The sequence below is a fragment of the Allobosea sp. UNC402CLCol genome (assembly GCF_000745475.1).
GTDB classification, from domain to species: Bacteria; Pseudomonadota; Alphaproteobacteria; order Rhizobiales; family Beijerinckiaceae; genus Allobosea; species Allobosea spartocytisi.
Map to the genome: position 1 here is coordinate 891,177 of NZ_JQJJ01000010.1, position 24,010 is coordinate 915,186.

The window sequence follows — 24,010 nt, forward strand, 5'->3', positions numbered from 1 at the left end:
GGTCCCGGCACCCGGAACAGGTTAAGGCATGCGCGCGGGGCGACCCGGGCACAGGGCGAGAGAAACGGCATGGGCAAGGTCACGGGCTTTCTCGAATACGACCGGCAGGAGCAGAAGTATCAGCTCGCCGGCGATCGCATTCGCCACTTCCGGGAGTTCACGCTCCCGCAGGAGGAGCGCGATATCAAGAAGCAGGCGGCGCGCTGCATGGATTGCGGCATCCCCTTCTGCCACGGCCCGACCGGCTGCCCGGTGCACAACCAGATCCCGGACTGGAACGAGCTGGTCTATTCCGGCGGCTGGGAGGATGCGCTGCGTAACCTCCACTCCACCAACAACTTCCCGGAGTTCACCGGCCGCATCTGCCCCGCGCCTTGCGAGGAAGCCTGCACGCTGAACCTCGAGAACATGCCGGTGACGATCAAGACGATCGAGCAGGCGATTGCCGACAAGGGCTGGCAAGAAGGCTGGATCGCGCCCGAGATCCCGGCCAGGCGCACCGGCAAGCGCATCGCCATCGTCGGCTCGGGGCCTGCCGGCATGGCTGCGGCGCAGCAGCTCGCCCGCGTCGGCCACGACGTCCATCTCTATGAGCGGGAAGCGAAGGCCGGCGGTCTGCTGCGCTATGGCATTCCCGACTTCAAGATGGAGAAGAAGCATATCGACCGCCGGGTGAAGCAGATGGAGGCGGAGGGCGTCACCTTCCACTACAACGCCAATATCGGCGTGACGCTGCCCTTCGCGACGCTCCTTGCCGAGCACGACGCGGTGCTGATGACGGGCGGGGCGGAAGCGCCACGCGATCCCGGCCTGCCGGATACCAATCTTGCCGGCGTGCATTACGCGATGCCCTACCTGACCCAGCAGAACAAGCGCGTCGGCGGCGAGGACGTCTCGGGCGAGGCGCCGATCCTGGCTGCGGGCAAGCATGTCGTGGTGGTCGGCGGTGGCGATACGGCTTCCGACTGCGTCGGCACCGCCTTCCGGCAGGGCGCGCTCTCGGTGACGCAGCTCGACATCCGGCCGATGGCGCCGGAGATCGAGGACAAGCTCACGGTCTGGCCCTATTGGCCGACGAAGTTCCGCACCTCCTCCTCGCAGGCCGAGGGCGCGGAGCGCGAGTTCCAGGCGGCGACGCTCGGGCTGGAGGGCCGCAACGGGCGGCTGACCGGCGTGAAATGCGCGCGCGTCGATGAGAAGCGCAAGCCCATCCCCGGCACCGAGTTCGTGCTGCAGGCCGATCTCTGCTTCCTCGCCATCGGCTTCGCAGGCTCGGTGATCGAGGGCATGATCGCGCAGTCGGGCGCGGCCGTGGACAAGCGCGCCAATGTCGTCGCCAACGACCGCGACTACGCCACCAGCGTCGACAAGGTCTTCGTCGCCGGCGACATGCGCCGCGGCCAGTCTCTGGTCGTCTGGGCGATCCGCGAGGGCCGCCAGGCGGCGCACGCCATCGACAAGCATCTGATGGGCGAGACCATCCTGCCGATGTGACGGGGGCGCCCTCCATTGCGGGAGCTTGCCGATTTTCGGTAGAAACACGCCGTCATTCCGGGCTTGACCCGGAATCCATCGTAGAGTGCTCAAGCACCAAATGCCGGGACCAGCCGCCCTCGGACCCGCGTGGCGTAATCCGAGCAGCCGGCAAGCTGGGCCTGAAGAACGCGATCCTCCGTGATCGTGCGATGGAGCAGGAACGGCGGGCCGAGGATTACGATGAGCGCCGCCGCGAGGCACGATCCGAGTACAGCCCGCTTGCCACGATGATCGGAATCCCGGCGGTGTCTCCGGGACGGCGGACGATCCGCCGGCGCACACTTACCGCTTAGTGTCCGCAACAGGATATGCGATCAGCCGACGCCGCAATCGGAGTTGGGGGCGCCGGGCGGGGAAGCGGTGACGGTGAAGTCCTTCCGCGCGATCTCCTGCCCGCCGGCCGAGACGATGAAGGTCCAACCGCCCGGCTCCATTTCCCATTCGTGATCGAAGGTGAAGCCGATATGGGTGACGCCCTCGATCACCGCGCTCGGGAAGCGGTCCTGCGTACTGGTCTTGCCATCGGGGCGGGTGAACTGGGGGTGCAGGACGCGAACGGAGACCTGGTGCGGCAGGATCTGGGGAATGGCGTCGCTCAGCTTGAGCGTGAGGCCGAAATTCCGGCATAGCCGCGCCTCGATGCGGTCCGCGCGCTCGAGGTAGCGGATGTTCTTCATTTCGCGAGCCGGTTCGAGACCGGTTCCGCCGGGCGTCGGGGCCGCCATCATGCGGCGACCCACGGTGACCCCGAAATCGACGATCTCGGCTTTCGGCGCGGCGACCGCGGAGCCGGAAACGGCGGCAAGAATCATCGCGGCCATATATCGGCGTTTGCTCATGAGACCTCGGGGGCGTTCCGCTGCCTCGCATGTTGAACTTTGCAAAAACGCCAGTCAAAGATGGAGTGTCTGGCCCCGGCGCCGCGGCCGGCCATCTCGGCGGTCGAGCATCAGGATAGCCCTTCGCCCGAGGCAACCGCATGCCGAAGCAAGCGATCCCGCATCCGGTCCTTGCGACGCCCCGCCTGCGCCTGCGCCAGTTCCGCGCCGATGACGTGGATGCGATGCATGCCTGCTTCGCCGACCCCGAGGCGATGCGGTTCTGGAACCAGCCGACCTACACGAAGCGCATCGAAACCGAGCGCTCCGTGCGCAGCTTCGTCGATTGCACGCCGTCCTATTACCGGTTCTGGGCGGTGGCCGATGCCGGGACCGATCGCTGCCTGGGGCTCGTCAACTATCACGACGGGCATATCCGCAGCAGGCGGGCGAGCATCGGCTACATGATCGATCCCGCTCTCCACCGGCAGGGCATCGCGACGGAGGCGGTCACGGCGATGCTCGACTTCTGCTTCTCGGAGCTCGGTCTGCATCGCCTCCAGGCCTTCATCCATCCGGACAACCGCGCCTCGATCCGGCTGATCGAGAAGCTCGGGTTCCGCCGCGAGGGCCTGCTGCGCGACAATCTGCGCGTGGGAGAGGTCTGGCGGGACGATCTGCTCTATGCGCTGCTCGCGGCGGAGTGGCGCGGCGCGGCTTGATGCCGGGCAGCATGCCGGGGCAGCGGCCCGGTCCTCACCGCGGCCAGCGATAGTCGTCGATGCGGCCCGGCACGGGTTCGGGCGCGATGCCCTGGCCGAAGACGCGCTCGAGCTGGTCGGCCGCATCGCCGCGGCCGCGCGCTTCCGTGATCGAGGCGAGCAGCGGCTGTGCCGAGGGCGCCGCCTGTCCGGTCAGCGGCTGGATCGGTCCGGCCAGGGGGCGGGCCTGCAGAGCCTGCGGCAGGCCGATCGCCGGCAAGCCCGCGGCCATCTGGTCGATCAGGCGCTCGACACCGCCGGGCTGCAGCTCGGGCGCGGTCGGGGCGCCGGTGTCGGGCGCGACGGGCAGGGCGATCACATTGCTCTGCGGCGCCTGCTCGATGATCCGGCGGATGACGAGGTCGACGAAATGCGCGGCCTTGCGGGCGCCGGCCTTGGTGAAGTGCACGCCGTCGCCGAGCCGCAGGCGCGTCGGCTGGCCGGAGACGTCCGGGCCGGTCGCGGTATAGCGGTTCTCGGAATCGACGAAGCCGCCCCAGAGGTCGACATATTGGCCGCCGGCCTTCTCGGCCCGTTCGCGGTAAAGCTCGTTCAGCGTGACGAGATCGGCCGAGAGGCGGGCATTCTGCACGGGCGGGACGCCGACCCAGATCAGCGGGATGCGCTTGGCCGCGAAGGCGGTGGCGAGTGCGTCGACGCGGTCGCGATAGAGCTCCAGCCAGCGCGGGCTCAGCGGCTCCTGCACGATGTCGCCTTCGCGGATCGGCTGGCGGTCGTTGAGCCCGACCATCATGACCGCGATGGTGATCTTCTGGTCGCTGGCGAGCAGATCCGTGACGGCCCTCTGCCAATCGTAGAAATCGGTGCGGACGAGGCCTGAATCCGGCTTCGTCCGGTGGGTGACCTCGACATCGGGGCGGTCGTTCAGCGCCTCGTCGAGGCCGTCGGCGAGCAGGTTGGCGAGGGAATCGCCCATTACCACGATGTGGTTGGTGACATCGACCTTCGGGATGACGGGATCGTCGCGAACGACGACGGGGGCCGCCGCCCTGCTGCGCCGAACGACCGGGGCCGGGCTGGGGCGCAGGCGCGGCTGCTGCGGCTGCACGGCCGGTCTGGCGGGCAATTGCCAGAAGAGCTGGAACAGGCTGCGCTGCTGTTGCGGCGGCTGCTGGGCGAGCGAAACGGGGCCGCCGGTCAGGAGGAGCAGGCAGGCGGAGCAGAGAACCATGACGAGCGAGCGCAGGCGCATCAGCCATCCGATCCAGCGGCTCGGGACAGGTTCAATATAGGGCCGGATGGGCCAAAAGTCAGCGGGAGCCGCGCATCCGGGTGAGCAGGGCCGGCGTCGGATAGCCGTCCGCGATCTCGCCGACGCTGATCTGGTAGCGCCGCACCGCCTCGCGCGTGCCGGTGCCGATGCGCCCGTCCGCGTCGTGGTCGTAGAGCCCCAGCGCCTTCAGGCGGCGCTGCACGTCCTTGGTGCCGGCCATGTCGAGGCGGGCCGCCTTGAGCGGCCAATCGGCCTGGATCGCCGCCCGGCCCATGATGCGGTCGCCGAGATGGCCGACCGCCAGCGCATAGGCGTCGGAGGAATTGTATTTCTTGATGACGTCGAAATTCGCGGTCAGCAGCAGCACCGGGCCGGTATGGCCGGCGGGGTAGAACAGGCGGCCCTCGCCGGAGGAGGGCAGGGCGCGGCCATCGGCCCGGCGGACGCCGGCGGAGCGGAAGGCGGCGAAGCTTGCCTTGTCCAGGCGATGGTCGAAGCCGTCCGGCAGCGAAACCTCCATGCCCCAGGGCAGGCCGGGGACCCAGCCATAGCTCTTCAGGTAGTTGGCGGTGGAGGCGATGGCGTCGCTGGACGAGTTCCAGATGTCGGCATGGCCGTTGCCGGTCCAGTCGACGGCGTATTTCATGTAGCTCGACGGCATGAATTGGGTGTGGCCCATGGCACCGGCCCAGGAGCCGCGCAATTCGTCGCGCTCGACATAGCCCTTCTGGATCAGCTCGAGCGCGGTCAGCAACTCGTCGCGGAAGAAGTCGCCGCGGTAGCGGATCGCGGCGAGCGTCGCCAGCGAGCGGATGACGTCCTTGCTGCCCTTGAAGGAGCCGAAATTGGTTTCCATCCCCCAGACGCCGAGCACGACCTCCTTCGGCACGCCGTAGCGGGCCTCGACCTGGGCCAGCACGGCCGCGTTCTCCGCCGCCACCGCCTGGCCGCGCTGGACGCGGCCGCCGCCGACGGCGTTGTTGAGATAGCTCCAGATCGGGGCGCTGAACTCGGACTGCTTCTTGGTCAGCGCGACGATCGAGGCGTCGGGCGTCACGCCGCGGAAGGCGAGATCGAAGGTCGTGCGCGAGATGCCGCGCGCCTGCGCCTGCGGCCAGAGCCGTTGCAGGAAGATGTCGAAGGAGGCGCTGGCGGGGCTCGCCTGCGCGCTGCCGGCCGGCGCGCGCGACACGTTGATCGAGCCCGTGGTCTGCGCGAGCGCCGGCGCCAGGCTCAGCAAGGCCGAAGCAGCGAGGACGGACAGGCGCATGGGGGCTCCCGACGGCTGAGGGATGAAAACACCTCCAGAGCGCCCGAACAAGATTAACCAAGCGTTAAATCGGGGAATACTGCGGCAAATTGCGCGCAATTTGACAAGCCGCGGCGATTGTCCGACCCTGATCGGATGCACAGCGCCTTTTCCTTCGCTCGCGGCCGGCATCGGTCGGGTAACGTCATCGCGGGCTTATAGCCCCGGGCCTGTCGCGCTTGGCGCCTCCGGTCCGGGGGCGCCTCCACTTGATTCCCATCTTCCAGCAACGGCGTTCGTCCGGGCCTGTTTCGCGCCCGGCCGCCTGCGCTGATTTCTCCGAGAGACAGACATGACCGACAAGACCAGGAAGGCGCCCGCGCGCCCTGCCATCACCGTGACCGCCGCCGACCATGCGATGCTCAGCCGCATCGCGGCGGGCGCCGCCAACACCATGCCGGAACTCGCCGCCGAGCTGACGCATGAGCTCGACCGTGCCCGCATCCTGCCGGAAGGCCGGGTCTCGGCCGAGCATGTGCATATCGGCAGCGAAGTCACCTATCGCGACGAGAGCACCGGGCGGGAGACCAAGGTCACGCTGGTCTGGCCTGAGCATGCGGATATCGAGAAGAACCGGATCTCGGTGATGACGCCGATCGGCGTCGCGCTGATCGGCATGGCTTCCGGCCGCTCGATCGACTGGACGACGCGCTCCGGCGATGTGAAGCGCCTGAGCGTCGTGGCGGTCGGCCAGCCTGCCGGGGAAACGGCGGCGGCCTGAGGTCGGATGCGTGCTGCCTTCCCGGACACGCACCGTCATTCCGGGCGAAGGCCCGGAATCCATCATAGAGCGCGGTGCGTCTCGATGGATTCCGGATCGGCGCCGCTGACGCGGCTTGTCCGCAATGACGGTGGGTTTTCCGAAGACGGCGTGATGTGACGTTCAGGCCGAGGCGTTCTTCATCCTGAGCTTCTCCTCCCAGGCGAGGGCCTGGCCGACGATCTCCTCCAGATCGTCATGCTCCGGCCGCCAGCCGAGTTCGGCCTGGATGCGGTCGGCGCGGGCGATGAGCGAGGCCGGGTCGCCGGGCCGGCGCGCGGCGAGCGTCACCGGGAAGTCGATGCCGGAGACCTTCTTCACCACCTCGGTGACCTCCTTCACCGAATAGCCGCGGCCATAGCCGCAGTTCAGCGTCAGGCTCGTGCCGCCGTCGCGCAGATGGTCGAGCGCGGCGAGATGGGCGCGGGCGAGATCGGTGACATGGATGTAGTCGCGCACGCAGGTGCCGTCCGGCGTCGCGTAATCCGTGCCGAAGATGGTCAAGCCGTCGCGCTGGCCGAGCGCGGCCTGGCTCGCGACCTTGATCAGATGGGTGGCGTTGGGCGAGGACTGGCCTGAACGCCCCTTCGGGTCGGCGCCGGCGACGTTGAAATAGCGCAGGGCGATGTAGGAGAAGCCATGGGCCTTCGCGGCGTCCTGCAGCATCCATTCGCTCATCAGCTTGGAGCGGCCATAGGGATTGATCGGGTTGAGCGCGATCTCCTCCGGCACGGGCGAGACGGCGGGCTCGCCATAGACCGCCGCCGTCGAGGAGAAGATCACGTGCTTGACGCCGCCGCGCACGGCGCTTTCAATCAATGCTCGGGTTTTGACAGTATTATTGAAATAATAACCAAGCGGATCACTCACCGATTCAGGAACAACGATTCGCGCCGCGAAATGCGCCAGCGCCGTTACGCCATGCTCGGCGATCAGCTTCTCGACCAGCTCCTGATCGCCGACATCCCCTTGAATGAAGGTCGCTTCGGGCGGAACGGCCCACCAGAAACCGGTCGAGAGATTGTCGAGAACCACGACCTTTTCGCCGCGATCGAGCAATTCCAGCACCATATGACTGCCGATGTAGCCGGCGCCGCCTGAGACCAATACCGCCATTGTCACTCTTGCCTCATCTTCGTCTGGAACTCTGCCTATCCGAAACCGGTTGACGGGTTCTCAAGGCCTGTCAGCTAATACGCTCCTGATGGCCGACGACAGTGACAGTTGTGCGGCCCACCCCATCAAAGCCTCGCTTCGGCAAAGGCACTCGCGTCAAGGACCCTTCATGACGAAACGCATCCGCAAGGCCGTTCTCCCTGTCGCTGGTCTCGGCACCCGCTTCCTGCCCGCCACCAAGGCGATCCCGAAGGAGATGCTGACCATCGTCGACCGTCCGGTCGTGCAGCATGTCGTCGATGAGGCGCGCGCCGCCGGCATCGAGCATTTCATCTTCGTCACCGGCCGCAACAAGGCGGTGATCGAGGATCATTTCGACATGGCTTACGAGCTGGACGATACCCTCGCCAAGCGCAACAAGACCAGGGAATTGGAGGCGCTGAAGCACGATCTGCCGGCAGCGGGCGCGACCAGCTTCACCCGCCAGCAGGCGCCGCTCGGCCTCGGCCATGCGGTCTGGTGCGCGCGCGAGATCGTCGGCGACGAGCCTTTCGCGCTGCTGCTGCCGGACATGCTGCACTACAGCGCGGGGAAGGGCTGCCTTGCCGAGATGATCGAGGCCTATGACCAGCATGGCGGCAACCACATCGCCGTCGCGCCGGTGCCGGACGATCAGACGCATCAATACGGCATCGTCGGCGTCGAGGACGCCAAGGCCAAGGTCTCGAAGATCACCGGTATGGTCGAGAAGCCGCCGAAGGGCACCGCCCCGTCCAACCTGCACATCACCGGCCGCTACATCCTGCAGCCGACGATCTTCAACCTGCTCGCCAACCAGGAGAAGGGTGCGGGCGGCGAGATTCAGCTCACCGATTCGATGATCGCGCTGTCGCATCAGGAGCCGTTCTTCGCGGTGCGCTTCGATGGCGAGATCTACGACACCGGCTCGAAGATCGGCTTCCTGACGGCGAATGTGGCCTATGCGCTCGACCGCGGCGATCTCGGCCCGCAACTGCGCGCGGAAATCGAGAAGCTGCTCGATCGCTGAAGCGGACAGGAAGAGCGTGGGTCATCCCGGGCGACCACGGGTCGACCCGGGAGCCATGTCGGACCGGTTCAGGCGGGGATTCCGGATCTCCGTTTCGCTCCGTCCGGGACGCCCCGCGTTTGATAGGCATGGGAAACCGCCTCCCGCAGTCGATTTGTCGGGTGGCCATTCCCTGGAAAATGCCGGATGAGGGGCCATGCAGGAGATGCCCCGTTGAGTGACCAGAGCCTCGTGTTCGATCGTGCGCTCGGCCGGTCGCGGCTGAAGCGCGCGCTTGCCGGTGACTACCCGGATTTCCTGCTGCAACGCGCGGCCGGCGATCTGGAGGAGCGGCTCGGCGCGGTGCTGCGCGAATTCGCGGTGGCGGCCGATCTCGGCACGCCGCTGCCGGTCGTCGCGCCGGTCCTTGCGGGCAAGGCGGGCCGGGTGTGGCGCATAGCGGAGGCGGACGGTGCGTCGGCCGATCTGGTCGGCGATCTCGAACGGCTGCCCTTCGCGGCCGGCTCGCTCGATCTGGCCGTCTCGCTGCTGGCGCTGCACGGCGTCAACGACCTGCCCGGCGCGCTCATCCAGATCAAGCGGGCGCTCAAGCCCGACGGGCTGTTCATGGCCTGCCTGCTCGGCGGGCGCTCCTTGCAGGAGCTCCGGCAAGCGCTGCTCGAAGCCGAAAGCGAGACGACCGGCGGGGTCAGCCCGCGCGTCGCGCCCTTCGCCGATCTGCGCGATCTCGGCGGGCTCCTCCAGCGAGCCGGTTTCGCCCTGCCCGTCATCGACAGCGAGACCGTGACCGTGCGCTATCGCGACGCCTTCGGTCTCTTCCGCGATCTCAGGGCGATGGGCTGGGCCAACACCCTCGTCGCGCGCCGCAAGGCACCGCTGAAGCGGGAGACCTTGCTGCGGGCGGCGTCGCTCTATGCCGAGCGCTTCGCCGATGCCGATGGACGCCTGCCGGCGACCTTCGAATTCGTCTGGCTCTCCGGCTGGGCGCCGCATGAGAGCCAGCAGAAGCCATTGCGGCCGGGTTCGGCCAAGGCGCGGCTGGCCGATGCGCTCGGCGTGCCGGAAATCAAGACCGGCGAGAAGCCGGGAGGCGAAGGCTGATGGCCGAGCGTGCATCCCGCCTGACCCGCGGCGATTTCCGCATTTTCCGCGCCATTCCGACGCGCTGGCACGACAATGACGTCTATGGCCACGTCAACAACGTCGTCTATTACGGCTGGTTCGACACGGCGGTGAACGCCTGGCTGATCGAGAACGGCTTCCTCGATCCGGCGACGAGCGAGATCGTCGGGCTCGTGGTCGAGACCGGCTGCAGCTATTTCGAAAGCGTCGCCTTTCCCGAAACCGTCGAAGCGGGCATCGCGGTGGAACGGCTCGGCACCAGCTCCGTGACCTATCGCATCGGCATCTTCAGGCAGGGGAGCGAGCAGGCGGCGGCGCAAGGGCGCTTCACCCATGTCTATGTCGCGCGTGCGAGCCAGAAGCCGGTGCCGATTCCGGCGCCGCTCAGGGCCGCGTTGACTGCCATCCAGAGCTGAAAACGGCGTCTCAGCCGCGAATGCGTTGTCTCGCACGTTAAGGCAGGCTATGCCCCTGCCAACCCCTATCGCCGGACCGCCAGGAAGCCTGAGCCCGTGATTCCGAACGACATCAAGATCACCCCGCAGCTCGTCGCCGAGCACGGCCTGAAGCCGGACGAGTACCAGCGCTTCCTGCATCTGATCGGCCGCGAGCCGACGATCACCGAGCTCGGCATCGTCTCGGCGATGTGGAACGAGCACTGCTCCTACAAATCCTCGAAGATCCATCTGAAGACGCTGCCGACCAAGGCGCCCTGGGTGATCCAGGGTCCCGGCGAGAATGCCGGCGTCATCGATATCGGCGAGGGCACGGCCATCGTCTTCAAGATGGAGAGCCACAACCACCCGTCCTTCATCGAGCCCTATCAGGGCGCGACGACGGGCGTCGGCGGCATCCTGCGCGACGTCTTCACCATGGGCGCGCGCCCGATCGCGGTGCTCGACGCGCTGCGCTTCGGCGATCCGGCGCATCCGAAGACCCGCCATCTCGTCTCCGGCGTCGTCGCCGGCATCGGCGGCTACGGCAATTCCTTCGGCGTGCCGAATGTCGGCGGCGCCACCGGCTTCCACACCCGTTATGACGGCAACATCCTGGTCAACGCCATGGCGGTCGGCATCGCCAAGGCCGACGAGATCTTCTACGCCAAGGCGTCGGGCGTCGGTAAGGCGATCGTCTATCTCGGTTCGAAGACCGGCCGCGACGGCATCCATGGCGCGACCATGGCCTCGGCCGAATTCGACGACAAGTCGGAGGAGAAGCGCCCGACGGTGCAGGTCGGCGACCCCTTCGCCGAGAAGCTGCTGCTCGAAGCCTGCCTCGAGATCATGGCCGCCGGCCATGTCGACGCGATCCAGGACATGGGCGCCGCCGGCCTGACCTGCTCGGCCGTCGAGATGGGCGCCAAGGGCGATCTCGGCGTCGAGCTCGACCTCGACAAGGTGCCCTGCCGCGAGGAGGGCATGAGCGCCTATGAGATGATGCTCTCGGAGAGCCAGGAGCGCATGCTCATGGTGATCAAGCCGGGCCATGAGGAGGCCGCCGAGGCGATCTTCACCAAATGGGGGCTCGACTTCGCCGTCATCGGCCACACCACCGACACGCTGCGTTTCGTCGTGAAGCATCAGGGCGAGGTCATGGCCGACCTGCCGATCAAGGAGCTTGGCGACGAGGCCCCCGAATATGACCGGCCCTGGATCGAGACCCCGCCGCAGCAGCGCATCGCGCCGGAAAGCGTGACGCCGCCCTGCGGCAACGCCGAGGCGCTGAAGAGGCTGATCGGCTCGCCGGACCTGTCGTCGAAGCGCTGGATCTGGGAGCAATACGACACGCTGATCCTCGGTAATTCGGTGGTGCGGCCCGGCGGTGATTCCGGCGTCATCCGCATCGAGGAGGGGCCGCGGGGCCTCGCCATGACGGCTGATGTCACGCCGCGCTATTGCGAGGCCGATCCCTTCGAGGGTGGCAAGCAGGCGGTGGCGGAAGCCTGGCGCAATCTCACCGCGGTGGGCGCGACGCCGCTCGCCATCACCGACAACCTCAACTTCGGCAATCCCGAGAAGCCGGAAGTCATGGGCCAATTCGTCGGCTGCGTCCGCGGCATCGGCGAGGCCTGCAAGGCGCTCGATTTCCCGGTCGTCTCGGGCAATGTCTCGCTCTACAACGAGACCAACGGCGTCTCGATCCTGCCGACCCCGACCATTGGCGGCGTCGGCGTCATGGCCGATGTCACGAAGCACGCCACCATCGCCTTCAAGGGCGAGGGCGAGGCCATCATCCTGATCGGCGAGACCGCGGGCTGGCTCGGCCAGAGCTCTTATCTCGCGACCATCTGCGGCCGGGAGGAAGGCGCTCCGCCGCCGGTCGATCTCGCGATCGAGCGCCGCAACGGCGATTTCGTGCGCGGGCTGATCGCGTCGGGCACGGTCTCGACCTGCCACGATCTGTCTGACGGCGGCCTTGCCGTGGCGCTCGCTGAAATGGCGATGGCCAAGGGCGTCGGCGCGACCATCGAGACGCTGCCGGCCGGCTCGGCCCACGCCGCACTCTTCGGCGAGGATCAGGCGCGCTATGTCCTGACGGTCCCGGCTGTGCAGGCCGATGCGATTCTGGCCGAGGCCAAGACCGCCGGCGTGCCGGCGCTGACGATCGGCCGCACCGGCGGCACGGCGCTCAGCCTACCGGGCGAGCCGGCCCTGGCTGTCGCCGATCTGCGCAAGATCCATGAAGACTGGCTGCCGTCCTACATGGCCGGCAAGGCGGCCTGAGGAGGCAAGACCATGGCGATGGACGCGCACGAGATCGAGCGCATGATCAAGGCGGCGCTGCCGGATGCGGCGGTCGAGATCAAGGATCTGGCTGGGGACGGCGACCACTATGCCGCGACCGTCACCTCGGCGGCCTTCAAGGGCAAGACCCGGGTGCAGCAGCACCAGATGGTCTATGCCGCGCTGCAGGGGAATATGGGCGGCGTGCTGCACGCCCTTGCGCTGACGACGGCGGTGGCGGAATGAGCCGGCCGGCGCCGGGGGGGCTGCGCCTCGCGCCGTGGCGCGCCGGCCTGGCTGCCGCTGGGTTCTGCATCGCGCTGGGCGCTAGTCCGGTCATGGCCCAGATCATGCCGCCGGTGGAGGATCCGGCCGCGAATTCGCGTGCCTTGCTCGACAAGCTCCAGAGTGACGGCGGCGAGCCTTTCGTCGCCGAGGTGATGCGGCTTCTGAGGAAGAAGGGCGAGAACACCGAGCTCTCCACCAATCTCAGGCCGTTCAGCAAGAAGAAGCCCGACGTCCTCGGCCTCGCCTATGACCGGAACTTCAACGACCTGATCCGGGTGATGGTGTTCTACGCGCAGTACGACGATAACCGCTATCCGTTCATGTACTTCCAGTTCACCTACAAGAAGATCAAAGAGGGCTGGGCGATGACCAATTTCCGCTTCGAGAACGAGGCGTCGCGCGCCTTCCCTGAGGGGTATGCCGCGCCCTGAGGGCCGATGAGCGGCCGGGGCTGGTGCGGGGTGCTCTGGAATCTGCTAACGCTCGCCCCGATATAAGGCGGACCGCACCAGCGAGCGCCATCAGATCGTCCGGCAGAAAGGCCGTTATCCCATGTCCGACATCAATGCCCGTATCGATGCCGAAGTGAAGAGCAACGACGTCGTGCTGTTCATGAAGGGCACGCCGCAATTCCCGATGTGCGGCTTCTCCGGCCAGGTCGTGCAGATCCTCGGCTATATCGGCGTGCCCTATAAGGGCGTGAACGTGCTCGAGGACCAGGAAATCCGCGAGGGCATCAAGGCCTATTCGAACTGGCCGACGATCCCGCAGCTCTACGTCAAGGGCGAGTTCGTCGGCGGCTGCGACATCACCCGCGAGATGTTCCAGGCCGGCGAGTTGCAGGCGCTCTTCGAGGAGAAGGGCATTTCGGTGAAGCAGGCGAGCTGAGGCTCGCCGGTTTCCCAATCAGCTTTCTGACCTGACGGTGCTTCTCAGGCCGCGCATTGCGGGTGCGGCTTGCGGACGCGTTCTGTCGACGCCGGGTGTTTCGCCAGCATGCGCTCCGGCCTGATCGGCCGGCGCGCGAAGTCGCCGCCGCAGTTCGGGCAGATGCCGGCGAAGCGCGTTTCGGCGCAATCGGCGCAGAAGGTGCATTCATAGGTGCAGATCAGGGCGTCGCGCGACTGGGGCGGTAGGTCCCGGTCGCAGCATTCGCAGTTCGGGCGCAGTTGCAGCATGGCGTCGTCTCCTTTGCGGGTGGCGGAAGAATGACCGCAAACCGGGACGACGCCAGCGACTTCGCGTGATCCGACCGATCAATGGCGCGGATCGATTTTTCTCGACCTTGGAATTTTGCACTGTCATCCCGGGCGACCGCAGGGAGACCCGGGATGACGGCGTGTTTTTGGGAATGCCTGACTGCGCCGGCTATTTCACCAGCAGCCAGTCGTCGATCACCAGCGCGTCGAGCCCGCTTGTGTAGAACATCAGGATGGCGTCCTCCGCCGTGTGCAGGATCGGCTTGCCCATGATGTTGAAGGAGGTGTTGAGGATCACCGGCACGCCCGTCAGTTCATGGAACGCCGAGATCAGCGCGTGATAGCGCGGGTTGCGCTCGACCGTGACGCTCTGGAGGCGGCCCGTCGCATCCTCATGGACCACGGCCGGGACGCGGTCACGCACCGTCTCCTTCCAGGTGAGCGTGCGCTCCATATAGGGCGCGTCCTGGTAGTTCTCGAACCAGTCGGCGGCGTGCTCGGCCAGGATCGAGGGCGCGAAGGGCCGGAAGGCCTCGCGGTACTTCACCTTGGCGTTGAGGACGTCCTTGGCGTCGGCCGGGCGCGGATCGGCGATGATCGAGCGGTTGCCCAGCGCACGCGGGCCGAACTCGGCGCGGCCCTGCACCCAGCCGATCAATTTGCCCTCGGTGAGCAGTTTGGCGGTGACCGGCGCGATCTCGTCGGCGCTGAGCTTGCGCAGGCGCGGCTCCCAAGCCTGCATGCGTTCGAAGGGCTCGGTCGAGACCGTCGAGCCGAGATAAGGCGAAAGCGGCCCCTTCGACGCGCGCCAATCCGGGTTCGCCTCTGCGTGGCTAAGCCACGCCGCGCCGATCGCATTGCCGTCATCGGCAGGCGCGGAAGGCACGAAAACCGTCCGGAAGCCATGCCGGCCAACGATCTTGCCGTTGAAGGAGGAGTTCAGCGCGCAGCCGCCGGCCATGACGAGGTTTTCGCTCGGGACCAGAGCGGCGGTCTCGGCGAGCAGCGCCTCCATCATCTCGGCGAAGACATCCTGCCCGCAGCGGGCGAGGTCGGCCCAGCCCTTGTCGAGCGCGTCGGCCGGGCGGCGGGCGAGGATTTCGGCGGCGACCGCCTGCACGACATCCGCCTTGGCGAAGGAGAGCTTGTGGCCCTCGATCGCATAGAGCCTGCGCAATAGCGCCATCAATTCGGGATCGGTCCGGCCATAGGGGGCGAGCCCCATGATCTTCCATTCCTCGCCCTTGGCCTGGTCGAAGCCGGCGAGGTCGGTGACGAGGCCGAAATAGAAGCCGATCGATTCGCGCCCGCGATGGCGCTTCACTTCGCGCAGCTTGCCGTTCTCCAGTGCGAAGATGGCCGAGGCGCCGGTCTCGCCCATGCCGTCGACGACGAGGCAGGCGGCGTTGTCGAAGGGCGAGGACCAGCAGGCATAGGCTGCGTGGCTGAGATGGTGACCGTAGCGCGTGAGGCCGGTGACATTGGCCTTGCCATAGGCGCGGTCGAGGCCGAGCAGCACGCCCATGCCGGCGCGCTGTTGGGCGTGGTGGAGCGAGGCGATGAGCGCGCGCTCGGTACGCTCTGGCACGAGCGAGCGGTTGAGCTCGGGCGAGAGCTTGAGCAGCGCCTCGAGGCTGAGGGAGCCGGCGCGCGCCATCTGGTCGAGGAAGCCGGTGAAGTCCTCGCCCCAGCTCGTGGCGATCGCGACCTCGGCGCCGTCCGGGATGTAGCGCTTCAGCAGCCCTTCCATGCGCGGGGCCGAATCCGGCTCGCAGTTCGGCGCGCGCTTGTATTGCAGATAGCGCTCGGTCGCCTCGGCGAAGAGAACCTCGCCATTCGGGCCGATGATCGCGAGGGCGGGGTCGTGGAAGGTGGTGGCGAGGCCGATCGTGTAACGCATGGACATGCCTTTACCCGTGCCGGGGCGCCGCGCCAATCCGAATGGCGCGGGCCGTCGCTGCGCGCGGGGGAGGGTTGCTATTTGTCCTTGAAGGAGATGCTCGCTGCCGTCTGGTCGATGGCTGGCTGGAGTTGCGGCATCTCGCTTTCGTCGGCCATGACGATCAGCCGCACGAAGCGGCTATCCGGCCCGATCGCCAGATACTGGGCAAAGCTCTTGTTGCTGCCATTCGGGTGCTTGAACGAGCCCGTGAGCAGCATGCCGTCCTGGCCGGCGAAGGGCACGCGCTTGCGCTCGGCGACCGTGGCGTTTTCCAGATTATGCGTGCCCTTGAGCAGGCTTTCGGAAAGGGCGTCCTCCTGGCCGGGCTTGACCGGCCCGGTGGGCTGGTAGGCGACGACCAGCAATGGCTGCGTGCCGGAAGGGTCGGTGTTCTTGTCGCCGACCGTCATCAGCAGGCCGGAGCCGCCGATGCTGTCGATCACGCGGAAGGGCGCGGTCGCCTTGATGGCGAAGGGCAGGGCGGCGAGCTTCTCGTCGAGCGACGGCTCCTTGCCGAGCGAGACCGAGGCGATCATCGCCTTGATCTGCGCCGGGGCGAGCTTGGCCTTCTGCGGCGCCTGTACCGTCAGCATCACGGTCTTCTCGCCCTTGAGCAGGACGATCCATTTGTCGAAGGTGTCGCCGGTCGGTGCGATCTGCGAGCCCGTCAGCAAGGGCACCTTGTCGCCGCCGACAGCGATCTGTTCCACCGATTTGATCGTGATGTTCTGGCGGGCGAAGTTCGCCTTGGCCACATCGGCATTGCCGAACAGGGTGGAGAGCTGCGCATGAGCCTCGGGCGGCAGCTCGACGATCAGCACGCTCGCCTGGTTCGCCTTGTTCACCAGACCGGAGAAGCCGGTGGCCGGCTCGAAGCCCTTCGGTGCGGCGAGCGAGACGCTGGTGCCGGGGATCGGCTTGCGCTCCTGCGCGACGGCCGGCGCCAGCGCCAGCGCCAGCCAGGCGATGCAGGCGAATGCGACGACACCGGACTTGCCGAGCCGGGACTTGCCAAGCCGGGACTTGCCAAGCCGGGACTTGCCAAGCCGGGACTTGCCGGATCCGGAGCTGCCGAATCGGCTCGCGCCGCTGCGTGGATGGGTCATGGCTCGTCCTTCCGGTCTTCGATGTCGTCCGCAACAGAACGCCGCAATGCGACAAGAGTTCGTCATGCCGCCGGCTCTGCGGTTCATCCGGTCTTTGGTCAGGTGGAATTCGGTCAGGGTCGGTCCGTGGCCGCAGCCATCAACGCCTTCGAATCGGCGCTCGCCCAATCGGCCGGGCCCTGGATGATGCCGAGCTCGCAGCCCGTCTTGTCGACGATGATGCTGACCGGCATGCCCTCGACCTTATGCGCCTTGCGCAGCGCCTGGAAGGTCGAAGCCTGCGGGTCGCCGTAGAAGGGCAGGGTGGTGACCTTGTTCTCGGCCAGCCAGGCCTTCGGCTTGTCGAGGTTGCGCGTGTCGATATTGATGGCGACGACCGCGAAATCGGGGCCGCCCATCTCGCGCTCCAGCACGTCGAGCGCCGGCATTTCCTTCAGGCAGGGCGCGCACCAGGTCGCCCAGAGATTGACCAGTACGGTCTTGCCCTTGAAGTCGGCGAGCGTCAGCGGCTTGCCGTCCGGCCCGCTGAAGGCGAGCTCGGGCGCCGGCTCGGGCCGGGGGCGGATCTCGACCGCCGCGACCTCGCCCTTCGCCAGCGGCGCCATGCGCGCTGCGGTCTTGGCGGCCGCGCTGCATGATCCGTTGCCGGCATCGCCCAGCCCGGAGTAGAAGGCTGCCACGCCAGCGAGGCCGAGCGCCGCCACGACCCCGAGGGCCAGTCCGATCTTCGTTCCTGACGTCATCGTGCGTCCTCAAAAGCAGGAAAGACCGCCGTGAGCAACCGCATGTGGGGTGGGCGTTTCGCCACAGGTCCCGACGCCATCATGGAGGAGATCAACGCCTCCATCGATTTCGACAAGAGGCTCTGGCGCCAGGACATCCGCGGTTCGCTGGCGCATGCCGCCATGCTGGCCGAAACCGGCATCCTGACCAAGGAAGACGTCGCGACGATCACCGCCGGCCTCAAGCAGGTCGAAGGCGAGATCGAGAGCGGCGCCTTCACGTTTTCGCGTGCGCTCGAAGACGTCCACATGAACGTCGAGTCGAACCTCAAGGACAAGATCGGCTTGGCCGCCGGCCGGCTGCACACCGCCCGCTCGCGCAACGACCAGGTCGCGACCGACATGCGGCTCTGGGTGCGCGACACGCTCGACGAGCTCGACGGGCAGATGGCCGACCTCCAGCGCGCGCTGGCCGAGAAGGCCGATACCTATGCCGGCGCGGTGATGCCGGGCTTCACCCATCTGCAATCGGCGCAGCCGGTCACCTTCGGTCATCATCTGCTCGCCTATGTCGAGATGCTCGGCCGCGACCGCGGCCGGGTGCGCGATGCCCGTGCCCGCCTCAACGAATGCCCGCTGGGCGCGGCCGCGCTCGCCGGCACCTCTTTCCCGATCGACCGGCACATGACGGCGAAGGCGCTCGGCTTCGACCGGCCGACGGCGAACTCGCTCGATTCGGTCTCGGATCGCGATTTCGCGCTGGAGACCCTGTCGACGGCCTCGATCTGCGCCATGCATCTCTCGCGGCTGGCCGAGGAGATCGTGCTCTGGGCGACGCCGCAATTCGGCTTCGTCAGGCTCTCCGACGCCTTCTCGACGGGATCCTCGATCATGCCGCAGAAGCGCAACCCCGACGCGGCCGAGCTGGTGCGCGGCAAGGCGGGGCGCGTCTTCGGCGCGCTGCAGGCGCTGCTGACGATGATGAAGGGCCTGCCGCTGAGCTATTCCAAGGACATGCAGGAGGACAAGGAAGGCACGTTCGACGCCCTCCAGACGCTCTCGCTGTGCCTCGCCGCGATGGCCGGCATGGTCCGCGACATGCAGCCCGACCTCAAGGCGATGAAGAAGGCGGCGGGCGCCGGCTATGCCACGGCGACCGACCTCGCCGACTGGCTGGTGCGCGTGCTGAAGATGCCGTTCCGCGACGCCCATCACGTCACTGGCCGGCTTGTCGGCATCGCCTCGGAGAAGAAGGTCGGGCTGGAGAAGCTGACGCTCGCCGAGATGCAGGCGGTCGAGCCGCAGATCACCGAGGCCGTCTTCGCCGTGCTCGGCGTCGACCAGTCGGTGAAGAGCCGCGTCAGCTATGGCGGCACGGCCCCGGCCAATGTCCGCAAGCAGGCCAGGCGCTGGCTGAAGCAGCTCGCGAAAGGCTAGTCGGACGGCGAAACGCCACGTCATCCCGGGCTTGACCCGGGATCCATCGACGGGCGTTGGTGCTCTACGATGGATTCCGGATCTCCGCTTCGCGGCGTCCGGAATGACGGCGAAGGATTGTCGCAACCGCTCGCGCTTCGCCGCATCCTCCGCTACTGTCCCGCCACGTTTCGTTCGAGGGTTCGTCTTCGTGCTTCCATCCCGTCTGAATCTTGCCCGCCTGAAATTCGGCCGCACCCTCCTGGTCGTCGGCCTCCTCGGCGTGGCGCTCGCCGCCTGCGGGCGCAAGGGGCCGCTCGAAGCGCCGCCGAACGTCTCCGGCGCCGTCGACCTGCCGGACAACCAGATCGGCGCGCAGTCGAACGACGTGTCGGATTACGGTTCGGCCTCGGTGCTGGCCAAGCCGGCCAAGGCGAACCGGGCGATCACCGTGCCGGAAAAACCGTTCCTGCTCGATCCGCTGATGTGAGCGGCGGCGCCCTCACCAGCTTGCTGCGAAGTCATCCCGGCCAAGCGTAGCGCAGAGCCGGGATCCATGCCTGAGCCTCGACCGGAAGCGCTCCGGCAGGGATTCCGGGTCTCCCTTCGGTCGCCCGGGATGACGGCGACGGTTCAACAGATCTCGTTCCGGGGTTCCGCCCATGCATCATTTCGCCTATCGCGACGGCTCGCTCCATGCCGAGGGCGTCGACCTCAACCGGATCGCGGCCGAAATCGGCACGCCGGTCTATGTCTATTCGAGCGCGACGATCGAGCGGCACTACAAGCTCTTCGAGCAGGCACTGAAGAAGGCCGTGCCGGCGGGCAAGGCGCATGTCTTCTACGCCATGAAGGCGAATGGCAATCTCGGCGTGCTGAAGACGCTGGGCGCGCTCGGCGCGGGCGTCGATACCGTCTCCGAGGGCGAGGTGCGCAAGGCGCTGGCCGCCGGCATCCCGCCCGAGAAGATCGTGTTTTCCGGCGTCGGCAAGAGCGAGCAGGAATTGCGTTTCGCCGTCGAGGCCGGGATCTACCAGGTCAATATCGAGAGCGAGAGCGAGCTCGACCTGCTCTCGAAGGTTTCGGCCTCGCTCGGCAAGCGGCAGGAGGCGGTGTTCCGGGTCAATCCCGATATCGGCGCCGGCGGCCATGCCAAGATCACGACGGGCTCCTCCGAAAACAAGTTCGGCGTCTCCTTCGAGGAGGTCGGCCGGCTCTATGGGCGGGCGGCGAACATGCCGGGCGTGCGGATCATGGGCCTTGCCGTGCATATCGGCAGCCAGATCCGCGAGATCGACGCCTTCGAGGCGGCCTATTCCAAGATGGTGGCGCTGGTCGGCGCGCTGAAGGGGGAGGGGCACCGCGTCGAGCGGCTCGATCTCGGCGGCGGGCTGGGCATTCCCTACGACATCCCGAAGAGCTTCGATTACGGCCCGGGGCTGATCGAGGCCTATGCCGAGATGGTGGGACGGGTGACGAAGGGGCTCGATGTCGAGCTCGGCTTCGAGCCGGGACGTCTCATCGTCGGCAATGCCGGCATCCTGCTGACGCGGGTACTGCATCTCAATCCGCGTCCGACCAAGCAGTTCCTCATCGTCGACGCGGCGATGAACGACCTCGTCCGGCCGGCGATGTACGAGGCCTATCACGAGATCTGGCCGGTGGCCGAGCCGGCGATCGGGGCGCCGGACGTCGCCTATGACGTGGTCGGGCCGATCTGCGAATCGGGCGACACCTTCACCACGGGGCGGGTGCTGTCGGCGCTGAAGCAGGGCGATCTCATCGCCTTCATGACCGCCGGCGCCTATGGCGCCTCGATGTCCTCGACCTACAATCAGCGCCTGCTCGTGGCCGAGGTGATGGTCAAGGGCGACCAATATGCCGTGACCCGTCCGCGCCAGAGCTATGAGGAGCTGATCGGGGCGGACAGGTTGCCGGGGTGGTTCGCGTAAATTCACGCGTCATGCTCGGGCTTGACCCGAGAATCTCATGACCAGTTGGCTCTGGTTTCAGCGATGCTCGGGTCAAGCCCGGGCATGACGGCCTGTGTGCCCGTTCACGAAACGTCGAGCGCGGTGCAAAGGCCGGTCCGGGGACTGGCAATGCCACATTCCCGTGTTAGCCTGCTTCAGTAAGGCGATGAACCGACGGAAATGGGGGCTGCCCGGAGCGATGGCATGAGCGAGGCAGAGCGCCGCAAGGCGCCCGACACGATGGACGGCATCCGGCAACGGTTGCGCCGCCTCACGCTGGCCTCGCGGGTTTCGCTCGGCTGGGAACGGCTGTGGCCGCGGCTGTGGTTGCCGCTCGGCGTCGCCCTCGCCTTCCTCGCCTTGTCCTGGTTCGGGCTGTGGACCCATCTGCCCTGGTATGGGCGGATCGTGGGCGTCCTGGCCTTTGCAGGGGCCTTCCTCGCCAGCCTCTGGCACGTCGCCCGCATCGTGCTGCCGACGCATCGCGACGCGCTGACCCGGCTCGATCGCTCCTTCGCCGGCGGGCATCGTCCCGCTTCGGCGCTGGAGGACAGCCTCGCCGTCGGCTCCAGCGATCCGGTTTCGCAAGCTCTCTGGAAGCTGCATGTCGAGCGCCAGAGCCGGCAGGTCGCGGCGCTCAGGATCGAGGCGCCGCGTCCGTTGATGGCGGCTCGCGACCAGCGGGCGCTGCGCGCGGTGCCGCTGCTCGCCGCCATCGCGGCCTTCTTCGTCGCCGGGCCCGAGACGACGCAGCGCCTCTCCGCCGCCTTCGACTGGCAGGGGCCGCCGGGCGCCTCGCCCTCGACCCGCATCGACGCCTGGATCGACCCGCCGGCCTATACCCGCCTGCCGCCGATCCTGATCGACTTCGCCAAGCTCGCGAGCCCGCGTCTCAGCGCGCCGGAGAAGTCGACGATCGTCGTGCGCATCGCCGGCAAGACCAATATGGACGTCGTCACCACCGGAAAGCTCGAGACCAAGCCGGCCGAGGCCCAAGACGGCAAGGCCCAAGACGGCGAGGCGGGCGCCCAGCCGGCCCGGCAGGCGCAAGGCAGCGACCCGCAGCAGGCGGTGCTGGAGAAGCGCTATGTGCTCGCCGGCAACGGCACGCTGAGATTGACCGGCAGCGGCGCGCCCGGCACCACGCTCAGCATCACCGCCATTCCCGACCTGCCGCCGACCATCGCCTTCGTCGATACGCCGAAGCCGGTCGTCGGCGCCCAGTCTGGCGGCTTGAGCATCACCTACAAGGCCAAGGACGATTACGGTATCGCCTCGATCGAGGTCGATGTCTCGCGTCCTGATGTCGCCGCCGGCGGCCGCTCGCTGGTCGATCCGCCGAAGCAGAACCTTGCCGTGCCCTCCTCCGCAACCGGCGAGGAGGAGCTCAAGGGCACTGTCGATTTCTCGGCGCATCCCTGGGCTGGCGCCAAGGTCCGGATGGTGCTGATCGCCAAGGACGAGGCCGGGCAGGAGGGGCGCAGCCAGCCGGTCGAGGTCGTGCTGCCGCAGCGCACCTTCACCAATCCGCTGGCCAAGGCGCTGGTCGAGCAGCGGCGCAAGCTCGTGATGAATGTCGACGACCGCTCCAGGGTGCAGCTCGCCATGGATGCGCTGATGATCGAGCCCGGGCTCTTCATGAAGGAGATGGGGACCTATCTCGGCATGCGCATGCTGACGGAGCGGCTGCGCAAATCCGGCAGCGACGACGAGTTGCGCGAGGTGTCCGAGCTGATGTGGGCGATGGCGCTCCAGCTCGAGGACGGCGACATGTCCGATGCCGAGCGGGCGCTGCGGCAGGCGCAGGAGAATCTGCAGCAGGCGCTGGAGCGTGGCGCCTCCGAGGAGGAGATCAAGAAGCTCACCGAGGAGATGCGGCGGGCGATGGACAACTATATGCGCCAGCTCGCCGAGCAGATGATGCGCCAGCAGCAGAACGGCCAGCAGAACCAGGCGCAGCTGCCTGAGAATTTCCGGACGGTGACGCCGCGCGACCTGCAGAACATGCTCGATCGCATCGAGGAATTGTCGCGGCGCGGCGACATGGCCGAGGCGCAGCGGCTGATGGAAGAGCTCAACCGGATGCTCAACAATCTGCAGATGGCGCGGCCCGGCCAGGGCGATCCGCGCCAGAACCAGATGAACCAGGCGCTGGGCGATCTCGACCGGATGACGCGCGACCAGCAGAACCTGCGCGACGAGACCTATCAGAACCAGCAGCGCGGGCAGGGGCAGACCCAGCGCGGCCAGCGCCCCGGCCAGCAGCAGGCACGCCCCGGCCAGCGCGGCCAACAGGGCCAGCAAGGGCAACGCGGCCAGCAGGGCCAGCGCGGTCAGCAGCCCGGCCAGCAACCGGGCGACCAGGGCGAGGATGGCGAAGGCGGCGAGGGCATGCAGGGCCAGAACGGCCAGGGGCAGGGTGGCCTGTCCCAGCGCCAGCAGGCCCTGCGCGAGCGGCTGCAGGATCTGCAGCGGCGCATGCGCGGCATGGGCGCGCCGCAGAATGGCGAGCTCGGCGAGGCCGAGGAGGCGATGCGCGAGGCCGAGCGGCAGCTCGGTCAAGGCGACGGGGAAGGGGCGCTGGACGCGCAGGGCCGTGCGCTCGATGCGCTGCGTCGCGGCGGCCAGAACCTCGCCCAGCAGATGCAGGGCCAGCCCGGCGAGGGCGACGGCGAGGGCCAGGCCTATGGCGAGCCGGACGGGCGCCAGCAGGGCCGCCCCTCGGCCCAGCAGCGCGGCAGCGAGGATCCGCTCGGCCGCCCGCAGCGTCAGCGCGACTGGGCCGATGGCCGGGTCAAGGTTCCCGGCGCCGACGAGAGCGCGACGCAGCGGGCGCGGCGCATCCTGGAGGAGCTGCGCAAGCGCCTCGGCGATCCGCTGCGGCCGCAGGAGGAACTGGATTATCTGGAGCGGCTGCTCCGGCGGAACTGAGCGGAC

General features: G+C 67.5%; 22 protein-coding genes. 14 read left to right on the top strand and 8 right to left on the bottom strand.

What is annotated here, in order from left to right; genetic code table 11:
* Positions 1–69 precede the first annotated feature (69 nt).
* On the top strand, positions 70–1,494 hold the full coding sequence (locus tag GY40_RS16070; protein WP_038363816.1) for a glutamate synthase subunit beta: 1,425 nt from the start codon (positions 70–72) through the stop codon (positions 1,492–1,494).
* A 356-nt stretch (positions 1,495–1,850) separates the two neighbouring features.
* Here the strand turns inward: GY40_RS16070 and GY40_RS16075 are convergent, their stop codons facing one another.
* On the bottom strand, positions 1,851–2,375 hold the full coding sequence (locus GY40_RS16075; protein ID WP_081925439.1) for a DUF3859 domain-containing protein: 525 nt from the start codon (positions 2,373–2,375) through the stop codon (positions 1,851–1,853).
* A gap of 140 nt (positions 2,376–2,515) precedes the next feature.
* On the opposite strand from GY40_RS16075, the gene GY40_RS16080 reads away from it, so the two are divergent.
* The gene (locus GY40_RS16080; protein ID WP_038363820.1) at positions 2,516–3,076 is read left to right on the top strand and encodes a GNAT family N-acetyltransferase; all 561 of its coding nucleotides are present in this window, start codon (positions 2,516–2,518) and stop codon (positions 3,074–3,076) included.
* A 34-nt stretch (positions 3,077–3,110) separates the two neighbouring features.
* On the opposite strand, the gene GY40_RS16085 is transcribed toward GY40_RS16080, so the two are convergent.
* Both GY40_RS16085 and GY40_RS16090 read right to left on the bottom strand, forming a co-directional pair.
* Positions 3,111–4,328, bottom strand: coding sequence for an SGNH/GDSL hydrolase family protein (locus GY40_RS16085; protein ID WP_081925440.1), 1,218 nt, complete (start codon positions 4,326–4,328; stop codon positions 3,111–3,113).
* 58 nt (positions 4,329–4,386) lie between these two features.
* Positions 4,387–5,619, bottom strand: a complete 1,233-nt coding sequence (locus GY40_RS16090) for a lytic murein transglycosylase (protein WP_081925441.1) — start codon at positions 5,617–5,619, stop codon at positions 4,387–4,389.
* A gap of 331 nt (positions 5,620–5,950) precedes the next feature.
* Here GY40_RS16090 and rnk point away from each other — a divergent pair, with 331 nt between their 5' ends.
* The gene (gene rnk / locus GY40_RS16095) at positions 5,951–6,379 is read left to right on the top strand and encodes a nucleoside diphosphate kinase regulator (protein WP_038363828.1); all 429 of its coding nucleotides are present in this window, start codon (positions 5,951–5,953) and stop codon (positions 6,377–6,379) included.
* Positions 6,380–6,541: 162 nt separating this feature from the next.
* On the opposite strand, the gene galE is transcribed toward rnk, so the two are convergent.
* Positions 6,542–7,534: a UDP-glucose 4-epimerase GalE gene (gene galE, locus GY40_RS16100; RefSeq protein WP_038363831.1), complete on the bottom strand. Its 993-nt coding sequence runs from the start codon at positions 7,532–7,534 to the stop codon at positions 6,542–6,544.
* Positions 7,535–7,703: 169 nt separating this feature from the next.
* On the opposite strand from galE, the gene galU reads away from it, so the two are divergent.
* The 7 genes from galU to grxD all read left to right on the top strand — a co-directional run bounded on the left by galU (position 7,704) and on the right by grxD (position 13,603).
* On the top strand, positions 7,704–8,582 hold the full coding sequence (gene galU / locus GY40_RS16105) for a UTP--glucose-1-phosphate uridylyltransferase GalU (RefSeq protein ID WP_038363832.1): 879 nt from the start codon (positions 7,704–7,706) through the stop codon (positions 8,580–8,582).
* A gap of 213 nt (positions 8,583–8,795) precedes the next feature.
* Entirely contained in the window at positions 8,796–9,683 is an 888-nt protein-coding gene (locus GY40_RS16110) for a methyltransferase domain-containing protein (RefSeq protein WP_038363833.1), read from the top strand.
* Positions 9,683–10,120 carry an acyl-CoA thioesterase gene (locus tag GY40_RS16115; RefSeq protein ID WP_038363836.1) on the top strand — a complete coding sequence of 146 codons (438 nt, stop codon included), beginning with the start codon at positions 9,683–9,685 and terminating at the stop codon, positions 10,118–10,120. The genes GY40_RS16110 and GY40_RS16115 overlap by 1 nt, the downstream gene beginning before the upstream one ends.
* 96 nt (positions 10,121–10,216) lie before the next feature.
* Complete coding sequence (gene purL, locus GY40_RS16120; RefSeq protein WP_197062756.1) at positions 10,217–12,427, top strand: phosphoribosylformylglycinamidine synthase subunit PurL; 2,211 nt, start codon at positions 10,217–10,219, stop codon at positions 12,425–12,427.
* Positions 12,428–12,439: 12 nt separating this feature from the next.
* Complete coding sequence (locus GY40_RS16125) at positions 12,440–12,673, top strand: BolA/IbaG family iron-sulfur metabolism protein (RefSeq protein ID WP_038363838.1); 234 nt, start codon at positions 12,440–12,442, stop codon at positions 12,671–12,673.
* Entirely contained in the window at positions 12,670–13,146 is a 477-nt protein-coding gene (locus tag GY40_RS16130) for a hypothetical protein (RefSeq protein WP_142022020.1), read from the top strand. The genes GY40_RS16125 and GY40_RS16130 overlap by 4 nt, the downstream gene beginning before the upstream one ends.
* A gap of 121 nt (positions 13,147–13,267) precedes the next feature.
* Positions 13,268–13,603, top strand: a complete 336-nt coding sequence (gene grxD, locus GY40_RS16135; RefSeq protein WP_038363843.1) for a Grx4 family monothiol glutaredoxin — start codon at positions 13,268–13,270, stop codon at positions 13,601–13,603.
* 44 nt (positions 13,604–13,647) lie between these two features.
* On the opposite strand, the gene GY40_RS16140 is transcribed toward grxD, so the two are convergent.
* The 4 genes from GY40_RS16140 to GY40_RS16155 all read right to left on the bottom strand — a co-directional run bounded on the left by GY40_RS16140 (position 13,648) and on the right by GY40_RS16155 (position 17,705).
* Positions 13,648–13,893, bottom strand: coding sequence for a DUF1272 domain-containing protein (locus GY40_RS16140; protein ID WP_038363845.1), 246 nt, complete (start codon positions 13,891–13,893; stop codon positions 13,648–13,650).
* 190 nt (positions 13,894–14,083) lie between these two features.
* On the bottom strand, positions 14,084–15,814 hold the full coding sequence (locus GY40_RS16145; protein ID WP_038364445.1) for a carbamoyltransferase family protein: 1,731 nt from the start codon (positions 15,812–15,814) through the stop codon (positions 14,084–14,086).
* 77 nt (positions 15,815–15,891) lie between these two features.
* Positions 15,892–16,962 (bottom strand): hypothetical protein, encoded by a 1,071-nt coding sequence (locus GY40_RS16150; RefSeq protein WP_038363847.1) that lies wholly within the window; start codon positions 16,960–16,962, stop codon positions 15,892–15,894.
* Between the two features lie 113 nt (positions 16,963–17,075).
* The gene (locus tag GY40_RS16155) at positions 17,076–17,705 is read right to left on the bottom strand and encodes a thiol:disulfide interchange protein TlpA (RefSeq protein ID WP_038363849.1); all 630 of its coding nucleotides are present in this window, start codon (positions 17,703–17,705) and stop codon (positions 17,076–17,078) included.
* 30 nt (positions 17,706–17,735) lie between these two features.
* Here GY40_RS16155 and argH point away from each other — a divergent pair, with 30 nt between their 5' ends.
* The 4 genes from argH to GY40_RS16175 all read left to right on the top strand — a co-directional run bounded on the left by argH (position 17,736) and on the right by GY40_RS16175 (position 24,004).
* Positions 17,736–19,121 (top strand): argininosuccinate lyase, encoded by a 1,386-nt coding sequence (gene argH / locus GY40_RS16160; RefSeq protein WP_038363851.1) that lies wholly within the window; start codon positions 17,736–17,738, stop codon positions 19,119–19,121.
* A gap of 190 nt (positions 19,122–19,311) precedes the next feature.
* Positions 19,312–19,590: an LPS translocon maturation chaperone LptM gene (locus tag GY40_RS16165; protein WP_133564704.1), complete on the top strand. Its 279-nt coding sequence runs from the start codon at positions 19,312–19,314 to the stop codon at positions 19,588–19,590.
* A gap of 172 nt (positions 19,591–19,762) precedes the next feature.
* Positions 19,763–21,052, top strand: coding sequence for a diaminopimelate decarboxylase (gene lysA / locus GY40_RS16170; RefSeq protein WP_038363853.1), 1,290 nt, complete (start codon positions 19,763–19,765; stop codon positions 21,050–21,052).
* A gap of 225 nt (positions 21,053–21,277) precedes the next feature.
* On the top strand, positions 21,278–24,004 hold the full coding sequence (locus GY40_RS16175) for a TIGR02302 family protein (RefSeq protein WP_038363855.1): 2,727 nt from the start codon (positions 21,278–21,280) through the stop codon (positions 24,002–24,004).
* Positions 24,005–24,010: the final 6 nt, after the last annotated feature.